Origin of the sequence: Streptomyces sp. SID8374 (assembly GCF_009865135.1) — a bacterium.
In the GTDB taxonomy this organism is placed as follows: domain Bacteria; phylum Actinomycetota; class Actinomycetes; order Streptomycetales; family Streptomycetaceae; genus Streptomyces.
Genome location: NZ_WWGH01000002.1, coordinates 1,739,964 through 1,753,191 on the forward strand (window position 1 = coordinate 1,739,964; position 13,228 = coordinate 1,753,191).

The 13,228-nt window shown below is 72.3% G+C and carries 9 protein-coding genes; 4 read left to right on the forward strand and 5 right to left on the reverse strand.

All coding sequences use genetic code 11. The features are described from left to right. Nucleotides 1-5: 5 nt before the first annotated feature. Nucleotides 6-737 carry a MerR family transcriptional regulator gene (locus tag GTY67_RS31050; RefSeq protein WP_093689685.1) on the reverse strand — a complete coding sequence of 244 codons (732 nt, stop codon included), beginning with the start codon at nucleotides 735-737 and terminating at the stop codon, nucleotides 6-8. A gap of 186 nt (nucleotides 738-923) precedes the next feature. Between GTY67_RS31050 and GTY67_RS31055 the strand changes: the two genes are divergently transcribed. After that, the gene (locus GTY67_RS31055; RefSeq protein WP_161281233.1) at nucleotides 924-1,799 is read left to right on the forward strand and encodes an oxygenase MpaB family protein; all 876 of its coding nucleotides are present in this window, start codon (nucleotides 924-926) and stop codon (nucleotides 1,797-1,799) included. A 43-nt stretch (nucleotides 1,800-1,842) separates the two neighbouring features. Here the strand turns inward: GTY67_RS31055 and GTY67_RS31060 are convergent, their stop codons facing one another. After that, nucleotides 1,843-3,375 (reverse strand): M1 family metallopeptidase, encoded by a 1,533-nt coding sequence (locus tag GTY67_RS31060; RefSeq protein WP_161281234.1) that lies wholly within the window; start codon nucleotides 3,373-3,375, stop codon nucleotides 1,843-1,845. A gap of 304 nt (nucleotides 3,376-3,679) precedes the next feature. Here GTY67_RS31060 and GTY67_RS31065 point away from each other — a divergent pair, with 304 nt between their 5' ends. Together GTY67_RS31065 and GTY67_RS31070 are read left to right on the forward strand one after the other, a co-directional pair. Further along, nucleotides 3,680-5,068 (forward strand): M14 family metallocarboxypeptidase, encoded by a 1,389-nt coding sequence (locus GTY67_RS31065; protein ID WP_161281235.1) that lies wholly within the window; start codon nucleotides 3,680-3,682, stop codon nucleotides 5,066-5,068. A gap of 73 nt (nucleotides 5,069-5,141) precedes the next feature. Next, nucleotides 5,142-6,887, forward strand: a complete 1,746-nt coding sequence (locus GTY67_RS31070; RefSeq protein ID WP_093689676.1) for a BCCT family transporter — start codon at nucleotides 5,142-5,144, stop codon at nucleotides 6,885-6,887. A gap of 34 nt (nucleotides 6,888-6,921) precedes the next feature. On the opposite strand, the gene GTY67_RS31075 is transcribed toward GTY67_RS31070, so the two are convergent. Beyond that, the gene (locus tag GTY67_RS31075) at nucleotides 6,922-7,854 is read right to left on the reverse strand and encodes an FAD-dependent oxidoreductase (RefSeq protein ID WP_161281236.1); all 933 of its coding nucleotides are present in this window, start codon (nucleotides 7,852-7,854) and stop codon (nucleotides 6,922-6,924) included. Between the two features lie 132 nt (nucleotides 7,855-7,986). On the opposite strand from GTY67_RS31075, the gene GTY67_RS31080 reads away from it, so the two are divergent. After that, nucleotides 7,987-9,624: an ABC-F family ATP-binding cassette domain-containing protein gene (locus GTY67_RS31080; RefSeq protein ID WP_161281237.1), complete on the forward strand. Its 1,638-nt coding sequence runs from the start codon at nucleotides 7,987-7,989 to the stop codon at nucleotides 9,622-9,624. Between the two features lie 59 nt (nucleotides 9,625-9,683). Here the strand turns inward: GTY67_RS31080 and GTY67_RS31085 are convergent, their stop codons facing one another. Together GTY67_RS31085 and GTY67_RS31090 are read right to left on the reverse strand one after the other, a co-directional pair. Then, nucleotides 9,684-12,125 carry a Tex family protein gene (locus tag GTY67_RS31085; protein WP_161281238.1) on the reverse strand — a complete coding sequence of 814 codons (2,442 nt, stop codon included), beginning with the start codon at nucleotides 12,123-12,125 and terminating at the stop codon, nucleotides 9,684-9,686. 187 nt (nucleotides 12,126-12,312) lie between these two features. Continuing rightward, nucleotides 12,313-13,179, reverse strand: a complete 867-nt coding sequence (locus tag GTY67_RS31090; protein WP_161281239.1) for a hypothetical protein — start codon at nucleotides 13,177-13,179, stop codon at nucleotides 12,313-12,315. Nucleotides 13,180-13,228: the final 49 nt, after the last annotated feature.

The following is a 13,228-nucleotide window of genomic DNA, read 5'->3' on the forward strand; positions in this document are numbered from 1 at the left end:
CCATGTCACTCGGTGGTGAACGCGGCCCGCAGCTCCTCCTTCAGCGACCGCTGGAAGGCCGTCACCAGGGCCTGCACGACGATCGGTTGCATGTGCGCGGAGAGCGACTTCATGGCCGCCACATGCTCCGGATCGCCCTCACGCTCCCGGTAGGGGTTCCACACCTCGTCCCGGAAGAGCCGCGTCATCTCCTGGGCGGCGGAGCGGGTGTGCTCCAGCAGCACGGTCCGCGCCGCAAGGATCGTCTCGTGAGCGATCGGCACGTCCAGCAGCTCCACCCCGAGCCGAAGCAGCCCGAGATCCACCCGGTACGCCCCGCCGTCCCCCTCCGGCCGCACCAGCACCCCCATCGCCGCCAGCCGCTCCACATCCGGCTCCGCCAGCGCCCGCCCCGCCCGCTTCTCCAGCTCGGCCCGCGTCATGTCCTCCGCCGTGTCCGGCGCCCAGGACGCGACCAGCGCGCGGTGGATCGCCAGATCGTGCGCGCTCAGGTCGGGCGGCAGCTGCTCCAGATAGCGTTCGATGGCGGCGAGCGTCATGCCCTGGTGCTGGAGCTCCTCGATCAGCGCGAGCCGCGAGAGATGATCGGCCCCGTAGTGCCCGACCCGGCGCGGCCCGATGACCGGGGGCGGCAGCAGCCCCCGGGTGCTGTAGAACCGCACGGTACGCACGGTGACCCCGGCGCGCGCCGCCAGCTCGTCCACCGTGAGCGTGGGCTCGTCGGTCCCCGTCGCCATCTCTGCTCCCCGCCGTCGAACCCTCGTATCGGACAGTGCCGCTGTCTCACCACTACTGCGAAAGTCTCCGGCACCGGGGGCGTGCCGTCCACCCCGGTCCGCATGCACCCTCTTTCCGCTCGCATACTGGGGATACGGAGGACGGGCAGCACACCGCAGGCCCGCCAGGAGTGCCGGGAGCACCCGATGCGCAGCGCGAAGGACGTCGAGGAGCCCCTGCCGCCCCCGCCCGGCGGGGTCCTGTGGAGCCTGTCCGGGGACATCCGGGCGCTGCTCATGCTGCCCGCCGCCCTCACCCTCCAGGTCGCCCACCCGGCCGTCGGTGCGGGCGTCGACGAGCACTCCGTCTTCCGTACCGATCCCTGGGGGCGCGGCGAACGCTCCCTGCGCTCGCTCCAGCTCTGGGTGTACGGCGGGGCGGAGGCCGCCGAGGAGGGCCGCAGGCTGCGGAAGCTCCACCGTACGATCCAGGGCACCGACACCCGGGGCCGCGCCTACCACGCGCTGACGCCCGCCAATTACGCCTGGGTGCACGCCACCGGTTTTCCCGTCTACCGGCACGCCGCGCGTTATCTCGTCCGGCCGATGACGCCCGCCCAGGAACGTGCCCTGTACGCGGAGTGGCTCCAGGTCGGCCGGATCCTCGGCATCCACGACCGGGACATGCCCCAGACCATCGAGGAGTTCTGGCCGTACTGGGAGAAGATGCTCGCCGGGGAGATCGAGGCGACGGTCGTCGTGCGCGAACTCATCGACGTCGACCAGCCCGTGCCGCCACCGGACCGCTGGCCGTGGCCGGTGCGGATGGTCCTGCGGGCCCTGTGGCCGGTACTCCTGCCGCCGCTGGCCCGCGGCCGGCGGTTCGTCACCCTCGGGCTCATGCCGCCGGACGCCCGCGCGGCGATCGGCCTGCCGTGGACGGCGGCCCAGGAGAAGCGGCTGCGGCGGATCTGCGCCGTGCTGCGGGTGGTCGTTCCCGCGCTGCCGGAGCGGCTGCGGTACCTGCCGATGGCACGGGCGGCCCGCGCCGCGCACGCCGCCGGGGGCCGCCGGAACGGCTGAACTTCACCGCTCCGAGGCCCCCGATGAGACACATGCAAGCGCGTCAGCGGTGGTCGTGACCGCCGTGACCGTGGTCATGGACCGTGTTCGTCGCCGCGATCTTCTTCCAGGACGCCGGCCGCTCCGGCCGGGCCGCCGCCCGGGACGACACCGCGCCCTTGGCGACCCCCGCCGAGGACACCGCAGGCAGCGCCGGCCGCTTCGGCTGGTACAGCCAGGTGTCGAACAGCGTCGCCAGCGGCTTGCCCGAGACCCGCTCCGCGTACCGCAGGAAGTCGCCGACCGTCGCGTTGGAGTGCGCCTTCTCGGTCGGCCACCCCTTCAGCAGGGCGAAGAACGTCTCGTCGCCGACCTCGTTGCGCAGCGCCTGGAGCGCCAGCGCGCCCCGGTCGTAGACGGCGATGTCGAACTGCTTGTCCGGACCCGGGTCGCCCGGCTTCACCTTCCAGAACGGGTCGTTCGCCGGGTGCTGGGCGTAGACGTAGTCCGCCAGCTCCTGCGCGGTGCCCTCACCCTCCTTCTCCGACCAGAGCCACTGGCTGTAGCGGGCGAAGCCCTCGTTGATCCAGATGTCCTTCCAGCCGTCGACCGAGACGCTGTTGCCGTACCACTGGTGCGCGATCTCGTGGACGACGACCGAGACGTTGGCGCCGTTCGCGAACTGCCGCGGGCTGTAGAAGGGCCGGGTCTGGGTCTCCAGCGCGAAGCCGCTCGTCACATTGGGCACATAGCCGCCGAGCGCGTTGAACGGGTACGGGCCGAAGACCTCGGTCAGCCACTCCGCGACCTCGGCGGTCCGTTCGATGCTGGCCCGGGCGGCACCCGCGTGGGGACCGAGGTCCTTGCTGTACGCGTTCAGCACCGGCAGGCCGTCGGCCGTCTTGTCGGTCGTGATGTCGAACTTGCCGATCGCGAGCGTCGAGAGGTACGTGGCCTGCGGCTTGTCGGAGCGCCAGTTGAAGCGGGTCCAGCCGAGCTTCGAACTCTGCGACACCAGCACGCCGTTGCTGATGGCCTGCGTGCCGTCCGGCACGGAGACCGAGATGTCGTACGTGGCCTTGTCGAGGGGGTGGTCGTTGCTCGGGTACCACCAGACCGCCGACTCCGGCTCCTGTGCGGCGACGCCGCCGTCCGGGGTCCGGGCCCAGGCGGTCCAGCCGTTGACCTTCACCTCGGAGGGCTTCCCGGCGTACCGGACGACCACCGAGATGTCCTTGCCCTTCGCCAGCGGGTCCGCCGGAGTGATCTCCAGCTCCTGCTCGCCGCTCTTGGCGTAGGAGGCCTTCTTGCCGTTGACCCGCACCTCGGAGACGGCGAGCCCGAAGTCGAGGTTGAACCGGGTCAGCTCCTGCGTCGTGGTGGCGATGATCGTCGCCGTGCCCTCCAGCAGGTCGGTCGTCGGCTGGTACTTCAGCCGCAGGTCGTAGTGGGAGACGTCGTAGCCGCCGTTTCCGCTGGCCGGGTAGTAGGGGTCGCCGATACCCGGGGCACCCACGGTGCCGGTGGCGGCCGACGCCGGGATCGCCAGCAGGAGGGTGGCCGCCAGTGCGCTGGGGACGATGAATCTGCGGTGCACGCATACTCCAAGTCGTCGGGACGGTCGACCGGCCGGAGGGTGTCGCCGACCGGTCGTGAACCGGGCGGGGGATGGTTCCGACCGGTCAGGAAAAAGGCTAAGCAGCCCGCAGGGCAGGACGGTCGATTCCGGGCATCTCTGTCACATGATCGCCATGCCCTCGTCACGACCGGCAGTGATCGCCCCCTGTTGCACAGGAGTTCACCCGGGTAACGTCCGCGGCACCGACCGACCGGGCGGGCGCCGCGGTGCCCGCCGCCCGCGCCCGCCCGCACTCCGTCCGTACCCCGGGAGGCAGCCGCTGATGACCCCTCGCACCACCCGCGCGCTCCGCATGCTCAGCCCGCAGCCCTGGCTAGGGCCGGTCGCCCACCCCGGCCGCCCGCCGTCCGGTACGCGGCGCGGAGGCCCGGCGGTCCGGCGCCGGAGTGCGGTGGTGGCAGCGGTCCTGGGCGCGCTGGCCGTTCCGTTCGCCATGGCACCCGCCGAGGCCGCGCCGCATCCGCCGCGCACCGGGTTCGAGGCGAGCGACGGGGCGCGCTGGACCGGGCTGGGGGAGGAGCAGGCCTTCCTGGGGGCGGTGGACCGGGGGAGCGACCGGGCCGCCGTCGAACGGATCGGGACGACCGAGGAGGGTCGCCCCCTCCAGCTCGTACGCATCGGAGAGCAGCGCCCCGCCACCACCACGGTCCTGCTGATATGCAGTCAGCACGGCGACGAGCCCGCCGGGCGTGAGGCCTGTCTGACCACCTTGCGCGACCTGGCCTTCGCCGAGGACCGCGCCACCCGCGCCTTCCTCTCCCGTACGACCGTGCTGGTGCTGCCCACGGCCAACCCCGACGGGCGCGCCGCCGACACCCGGGGCAACGCCGACGGCGTCGACATCAACCGGGACCACATCGCCCTGGAGACCACGGAGGGCCGGGCCGTCGCGGCCGTCGTCCGCGACGAACGGCCCGATGTCATCTACGACTTGCACGAGTACGGTGCAACGCAGCCGTACTACGACAAGGACCTCTTCGTCCTGTGGCCCCGCAACCTGAACGTCGACAGCCGTGTCCACGACCTCTCGCGCACTCTCTCCGAGCGGTACGTGCGGCCCGCCGCGACCGGGGCCGGCTACAGCAGCGGCATCTACGGCATCTGGACCGACCCCGTCACCGGCGACCCCATCAAGCAGACGGCCGGGGACGGCCAGGAACGCATCCTGCGCAACACCTCCGGCCTCAAGCACGCCGTCGGCCTCCTCATCGAGTCGCGCATCGACGCCCTGAGCGAGGCGGAGAAGGACGACCCCGCCCTCAACCACCGGCGCAGGGTCCACTCCCAGCAGACCGCGCTCGGCGGCCTCTTCGACTTCACACAGGAGCAGCGCGCCCGCATCCGCGCCGCCACCGCGCTCTCGCGCCTGAGCGGGTACGCCGACCGCGGCCCCGTATACCTGGGCGGCGCCGACAACGATCCGGCCGGGCCCGGCGAGGTCCTCACCGACCCGCCGTGCGGCTACCGGCTGGAGGCCGCCCAGTACGCCGGGGTGAAGGACGGACTCGCCCTGCACGGCGTCCGGTCCCACCGGGACGGAGCTGGCGCATATGTGCCCCTGCGGCAGTCGGCCAGGAGCCTGATTCCGCTGCTCCTCGACCAGCGGGCGTCATATTCCATCACATCTGGTCAAGCTGATACGGCTTGTTGATCCTTCGGGATCGTAGGCAGGTGTGGTACTGCCTACGAAGAGTGTTTTTCGGACTCGGTGAAAGGTGCCATTTGTGTCCCAGGACGACCAGTCAGCCGGGGGCCGGGAGGAACTGTCGGTCACGGCCGACCTTCCCCCCGAACCGCTCAGCACCCGGGCCCCGACCACCGACCGGGTGGTGTTCGGCGTCACGGCGGTCCTCACCCTCGCCTTCGTCATCTGGGGCGCGACCGCCACCTCATCGCTGGAGACGGCGTCCGGCAAGCTGCTCGAAGGGCTGATCCACAACGGCGGCTGGGCCTTCATGCTCGCCGCGTCGGGCTTCGTGATCTTCGCCCTCTGGCTGGCCATCAGCCGCTACGGGAAGATCTGCCTCGGCCAGGAAGGGGAGCCGCCGGAGTTCCGGACCATCTCCTGGGTCGCGATGATGTTCAGCGCCGGTATGGGCATCGGGCTGATGTTCTGGGGCGTCAGTGAACCCCTGGCCCACTTCCGCACCCCGCCGCCCGGCACCGACCCCGCCGACGCGGCCGAGGCCATGCAGACGGCGATGGCCACCACCCTCTTCCACTGGACGCTGCACCCCTGGGCGATCTACGCGGTGGTCGGCCTCGCCATCGCCTACAGCGCCTACCGGATGCGCAGGCGGCAGACGATCAGCGCGGTCTTCGAGCCGCTGATCGGCAAGCGCCGCGCACGCGGAGGCATCGGACGCGTCATCGACATCCTGGCCATCTTCGCGACGCTCTTCGGCTCGGCGGCCTCCCTGGGCCTCGGCGCGCTCCAGATCGGCAGCGGGATCCAGGAGCTGGACTGGCTGGAGAAGGCCGGCACCGGCCTCCTGGTCGCCATCATCGCCGTGCTGACGGTCGGCTTCGTCGCCTCCGCGGTCTCCGGCGTGGAGAAGGGCATCCAGTGGCTCTCCAACATCAACATGGTGCTGGCCCTGCTGCTGGTCGTGTTCGTCTTCATCGCCGGTCCCACGATCTTCGTCCTCGACCTGGTGCCCACCTCGCTCGGCGCCTACATCAGTGATCTCGGACAGCTCGCCGGCCGCACCGAGGCGACCGGCGGCGGCGAGGTGGCCGACTGGCTCGGCGGCTGGACGGTCTTCTACTGGGCCTGGTGGATCTCCTGGACGCCCTTCGTCGGCATGTTCATCGCCCGCATCAGCCGCGGCCGCACCATCCGCCAGTTCGTCGGCGGCGTCATCCTGGTGCCCAGCACGGTCAGCCTGATCTGGTTCGCCGTCTTCGGCGGCACGGCCATGAAGCTGGACGAGGCGGGCAAGCTCACCGGCGCCGACACCCCCGAGGCGCAGCTCTTCGGCGTCCTCCAGGAGTTCCCGATCGCCACCGTGACGAGCATCCTGGTGATGATCCTCGTCGGCATCTTCTTCGTCTCCGGCGCCGACGCCGCCTCGATCGTCATGGGCACGCTCTCGCAGAAGGGCGTCCTGGAGCCCAGCAAGTGGGTCGTCATCTTCTGGGGTGTCGTGACCGGGGCCGTGGCCGCGATCATGCTGCTCATCGGTGACGGCAAGGAGAACGCGCTGGAAGGGCTCCAGAACCTCACCATCCTGGTCGCCGCGCCCTTCGTCGTCGTCATGATCGGCATGTGCGTGGCCCTGATGCGGGACCTGCGCAGGGACCCGCAGATCGTCCGCCAGGAGTTCGGCGTGGAGGCGGTCGAGTCCGCGGTGATCGAGGGGCACGCCAAGTACGACGGCGACTTCGAGATCCGGATCGGCCCCGGCACGACCGTCACCACGGACGAACGCCACAAGGACACCCCGATCGAGAAGGGCCCCCAGGACTGACCCCCGGGGACCCCTGCGCACATACGGCGGCGGCTCAGCCCACCAGGGCGGCCGCCGCCCGTGCGCAGCCCCAGGCCACGGTCACGCCCGCACCCCCGTGCCCGTAGTTGTGGACCAGCAGACCGCCGCCCGGCAAGGCCTCCGCCTCGATCCGCACCCCGGCCTCCCGCGCCGGCCGCAGCCCCACCCGGTGCCCCAGCACCCGGGCGCCCGCGATCTCCGGCCGGACCCGCGCACACCGCGCCACGATCTCCCGGGCCGTCCCCGGATCGGGCTCCCGCCGCTCGTCGTCCGCCTCGGCCGTGCCGCCCAGCACCAGACCGGCCGGCTGCGGGAAGAAGTACGTCGTCGCGGCGGACGCCGGATCGGCCTCGGTGAACCACTCCGCGATCCCCGGGTTCTCCACCACGACCAGCTGCCCCCGCACAGCCCGCACCCCCGCGTCCGGCACCAGCTCGCGCGCCCCCAGCCCCGTGCAGTTCACCACCACCGGGGCCGACGCCGCGGCCTCCTCGAACCCGGACACCGCCCGCCGCTCCACCGCGCCGCCCGCCGCCACCAGCCGCCCCTCCAGCCAGGCCAGGTGGACCGGCATGTCCAGCAGCGGCAGCACCACCCGCAGCCCCTCGGCCACCTCCACGGCACCCTTCAGCTCCGCCGCCCACGGCCCCAGCGCCGCGAACCGCTCACCGCCGTGCACCCCCGCCACCAGCCGTACGCCGGTGCCACCGGGCCCGGCCGCCAGCTCCTCGTACACCGCCAGTGTCTCCAGCGACCAGGCGCCGACCCGCTCCGCCGGTTCGATCCGGTACGGCCACCACAGCGCGCCCGCCACCGCCGAGGTCGTCGCCCCGGCCGGATCGCGCGACCAGACCCGCACCCGCAGCCCGCGCTCCGCCAGCGTCACGGCGGTGGTCAGGCCGATGACCCCACCGCCCACCACGATCACATCCGCCACCACGGTCACTCCCGTCCCCTCGGCACACGCGCGGCCCGATCCACGCCCGTCGCTGGACGGACGCTAACGGACCCCGGAAGCCAGCGACCAGGGGCGCGGGGCGAAGGGCACGGAGCACCGGCGACTAGGATCGGCACCCTGATGACTGCCACCCTCGTCGCCAAGGACCTCGCCGCCGGACACGGCGACCGCACACTCTTCGCCGGACTCGACCTCGTCGTCGCCCCCGGAGACGTGATCGGTCTCGTCGGAGTCAACGGCGCCGGTAAATCGTCCCTGCTCCGCCTGCTCGCCGGACTCGACCGCCCGGAGGAGGGCGAGCTGCGGCTCTCCCCGCCCACCGCCACCGTCGGCCACCTCCCGCAGGAGCCCGAGCGGCGCGAGGGCGAGACCGTGGCCGCGTTCCTGGCCCGCCGCACCGGCGTGGCCGACGCCCAGCGCGCCATGGACGAGGCGACGGAGGCCCTGGTCGCCGGGGCCCCGGGCGCGGACGACGCGTACTCCGAGACCCTGGAGCGGTGGCTCGCCCTCGGCGGTGCCGACCTGGAGGAGCGGGCCGCGCAGGTCGCGGCCGAGCTGGGCCTCACCGTGAGCCTGGACCTGCCCATGACCGCCCTCTCAGGCGGCCAGGCGGCACGCGCCGGGCTCGCCTCCCTCCTCCTCTCCCGCTACGACGTCTTCCTGCTGGACGAGCCCACCAACGACCTCGACCTCGACGGCCTGGAGCGCCTGGAGCGCTTCGTGGCGGGGCTGCGGGCCGGGACCGTCGTCATCAGCCACGACCGCGAGTTCCTGATGCGCACGGTCACCAAGGTGCTCGAACTCGACCTGGCCCAGCAGCAGATCAACCTCTACGGCGGTGGCTACGCGGCCTATCTGGAGGAGCGCGAGACCGCCCGTCGGCACGCCCGCGAGGGGTACGAGGAGTACGCCGACAAGAAGGCCGCCCTCGAAGCGCGCGGCCATATGCAGCGCTCCTGGATGGACAAGGGCGTCAAGAACGCCCGCCGCAAGGCCACCGACGGCGACAAGCTCGGCCGCAACGCCCGCAGCGAGGCCAGCGAGAAGCAGGCGGCGAAGGCGCGGCAGACCCAGCGCATGATCGAACGCCTCGACACCGTCGAGGAGCCGCGCAAGGAGTGGGAGCTGCGGATGGAGATCGCCACCGCCCCGCGCTCCGGCTCGGTCGTCGCGACCCTGCGCGAGGCCCAAGTGGTGCGCGGCGACTTCTCGTTCGGCCCCGCCTCGCTCCAGATCGACTGGGCCGACCGGGTCGCCATCACCGGAGCCAACGGCGCGGGCAAGTCCACCCTGCTCGCGGCCCTGTTGGAGCGGCTCCCGCTGGACTCCGGCCAGGCCGCGCTCGGTTCGGGCGTCGTGGTCGGCGAGGTCGACCAGGCCCGCAGGCTCTTCCTCGGCTCCCAGTCGCTGCTGGAGGCGTTCTGCGCCGCCGTCCCCGACACGGAACCGGCCGAAGTCCGCACACTGCTCGCCAAGTTCGGCCTGCGCGCCGACCATGTGATGCGCCCCGCCACCAGCCTCTCCCCGGGCGAACGCACCCGCGCCGCCCTCGCCCTGCTCCAGGGCCGGGGCGTCAACCTCCTGGTCCTCGACGAGCCGACGAACCACCTGGACCTGCCCGCCATCGAACAGCTGGAAGCGGCCCTGGAGAGCTACACGGGCACCCTGCTGCTGGTCACCCACGACCGGCGGATGCTGGAGGCGGTGCGCACCACGCGCCGTATCGAAGTGGCGGACGGCCAGGTCAAGGAAGTCTGAGCGGAGTTACGGGAAGGGGGGCGGGCCGCACACGGCGACCCGCCCCCAGTCTTTCCGGGTCAGCGCCCCCGGCCGCCACCCTGCTTCGGATCGGTCAGCCCGGCCCGCCGCAGCGCGTCGGCCATCGCGCTGTTCGCCGGGGCTGGAGCGCCCTGCCCCTGCCGGGAACCGCCACCGCCACCGCGCCGGTCCCGGCCGCCGCCCTGCCCGCCCTGCCCGCCCTGCCCGCCACCGGACCCCTGGCCGCCGCCCTGGCCCTGCCGCTGCCTCGGCGGACGGGCGCCGCCCCGCTCACCACGGCCCTGCCCGCCGCCCGCGCCCGGCTCGTCGTCCAGCCGCAGCGTCAGCGAGATCCGCTTGCGCTGCGCGTCGACGTCCATGACCTTGACCTTCACGATGTCCCCGGGCTTCACGACATCGCGCGGGTCCTTCACGAACGTCTTCGACAGCGCCGACACATGCACCAGACCGTCCTGGTGGACGCCGATGTCGACGAACGCGCCGAACGCCGCCACATTCGTCACGACGCCCTCCAGCACCATGCCGGGCTCCAGGTCGCCGAGCTTCTCGACGCCCTCCTTGAAGGTCGCCGTGCGGAACGCGGGACGCGGGTCGCGCCCCGGCTTCTCCAGCTCCTTCAGGATGTCCGTGACGGTCGGCAGACCGAACATGTCGTCCACGAAGTCCGCCGCGCGCAGCGACCGCAGCGCCTCCGCGTTGCCGATCAGCGAGGCGACCTCCCCGCCCGCCGCCTTGCTCATCCGCCGCACCACCGGGTACGCCTCCGGGTGCACGCTGGAGCCGTCCAGCGGATCGTCGCCGCCCCGGATCCGCAGGAATCCCGCGCACTGCTCGTACGCCTTCGGGCCGAGACGCGCCACGTCCTTGAGCGCCTTGCGGGAGCGGAAGGGTCCGTTGGTGTCGCGGTGCGCCACGATGTTCTCGGCGAGCCCCGAGCTGATCCCCGAGACCCGTGAAAGCAGCGGTGCGGATGCGGTGTTGACGTCCACGCCGACGCCGTTCACACAGTCCTCGACGACCGCGTCCAGCGAACGCGACAGCTTCACCTCGGACAGGTCGTGCTGGTACTGGCCGACGCCGATCGACTTCGGGTCGATCTTCACCAGCTCGGCCAGCGGGTCCTGGAGCCGCCGTGCGATCGAGACGGCGCCGCGCAACGACACGTCCATGTCGGGGAGTTCCTGCGAGGCGAAGGCGGAGGCGGAGTACACCGAGGCGCCCGCCTCCGAGACCATCACCTTGGTGAGCTTCAACTCCGGGTGCTTGTCGATCAGTTCACCGGCGAGCTTGTCCGTCTCGCGGGAGGCGGTGCCGTTGCCGATCGCGATCAGGTCGACCGCGTGCTCCTTCGCCAGGTGCGCCAGCTTGGCCAGCGCTTGGTCCCACTTGTTGGCGGGCACATGCGGGTGGATCACATCGGTGGCCACCACCTTGCCGGTCGCGTCGACGACCGCGACCTTCACCCCCGTACGGAAACCGGGGTCCAGGCCCAGCGTGGCGCGCGTCCCGGCCGGGGCGGCGAGCAGCAAGTCGCGCAGGTTCGAGGCGAAGACCCGTACCGCCTCGTCCTCCGCCGCCGTGCGCAGCCGCAGCCGCAGATCGATGCCCAGGTGCACCTGGATCCGGGTCCGCCACGCCCAACGCACCGTGTCGAGAAGCCACTTGTCGCCCGGGCGGCCCCGGTCGGCGATCCCGAAACGGCGGGCGACCATGTTCTCGTACGTGGAGGGGCCCGGCTTCTCGGCGGCCTCGGGCTCCTCCGGCTCCAGGACCAGGTCGAGTACGTTCTCCTTCTCGCCCCGCAGCATCGCCAGCACCCGGTGCGAGGGCAGCGCGGTGAACGGCTCCGCGAAGTCGAAGTAGTCGGCGAACTTGGCGCCCGCCTCCTCCTGGCCCTCCCGCACCTTCGCCGCCAGCCGCCCCCGGCTCCACATGCGCTCGCGCAGCTCACCGGTCAGGTCGGCGTCCTCGGAGAACCGCTCGGTGAGGATGGAGCGCGCGCCCTCCAGGGCCGCCGCCGCGTCCGCCACGCCCTTGTCGCCGTCCACGAACGCGGCAGCGGCGGCGAGCGGATCGGCCGACGGGTCGGCGAGCAGGCCGTCCGCCAGCGGTTCGAGCCCCGCCTCCCGGGCGATCTGCGCCTTCGTCCGCCGCTTCGGCTTGAACGGCAGGTAGATGTCCTCCAGGCGCGCCTTGGTCTCGGCACCCCGGATCGCGGCCTCCAGCGCGGCGTCCAGCTTGCCCTGTTCGCGGACGGAGTCGAGGATCGACGTCCGCCGCTCCTCCAGCTCCCGCAGATAGCGCAGCCGCTCCTCCAGCGTGCGCAGCTGCGCGTCGTCGAGCGATTCGGTCGCCTCCTTGCGGTAGCGCGCGATGAACGGCACGGTGGACCCGCCGTCGAGCAACTCGACGGCCGCCCTGACCTGTCGCTCACGTACGCCGAGCTCCTCGGCGATCCTGCCTTCGATGGACGTCGTCACGGTTTTCCCGACTCGCCTTCTCGTACTGGCTGTGCTGGCCGTGCTCGCGGTGCGATGAGCACGTTCTTACCTAGGCTTACCTAGGCCTGCATTCTGCCGGGTGGCCGGGGCCGATGTCGCGCGACCTCGGCGAACACGCCCGGAGCCCCCGCCACCGCGTGCGAGGGCTCCGGGTGTTGCAGCAGGGTCAGCGCCCGGTCGCCTCGGCCGGGAAAGCGCCGTTCGAGGCCGCCGTGAACAGGAAGCCGCGGCCCAGCTCGGTGAGCCGCTCCACGCCTTCCGCGCCCAGGTGTTCGTACGGGGCCCGGTCCATCCGGTCCGTCGCCTCCTCCACCTCCGCGCGCAGCGCCGTCCCCGCGTCGGTCAGCGCCAGCTCCTCGCCCGACTCCAGCAGCCCGCGCTCCCGCAGTCGGCCGGACGCCGCCTCCCAGTCGGTGCGGCGCCAGCCCCGGGAGGACAGGAGCCAGCGGATCGCCATGCCCTTGCCCGTGGCGGTGTGGCTGACGAGCGACTCCACCGGGTCCAGACCGGCGGCGAGCAGCGCCGCGAGGTGGGCGTCGCCACGGTGCTCGCGCAGCAGGGTCGCGGCGTGCCAGAACGCCAGGTGCGGCTCGTCGGGCACGGGCAGCTCCGCGTGCGCCGCGTACAGCGGGCGGGCGTGCGGGGTGCAGGCCTCGGTGGCGCGCAGCGCGAGCCGGGCCGCCTCCGCCATCTCGTCCGAGGCGATGATCTCCTCACCGAGCAGCCGCCGCAGCGTCGCGTCCGCCGCCCGCAGCCGTGCCCCGAGCACCTGCTCGGGCGAGGCCACGGACCAGACGGCGGGCACATGCTGGGCCACCAGGGCGGGGTTGAAGTTGTAGAAGGTCGCGGTGACGGTGCCCGCCCCCACGGCCCCGAACGCGGCGGCCCGGGTGGCGAAGTAGACGGCGCTCGGGTCCTCGACGCCGAGCTTGCCCAGCTCGGCGCCCAGGTCGGGGGAGAAGAAGAGGCACGAGTGCAGCGGGTTGACGGCGTTGTGGCAGCGGCGTTCCGCGCGGGCCGGAAGAGAACTCATACCCGCACGTTACCGACTGGTCGGTACGGCGGGAACCCTGGGGAGGGCC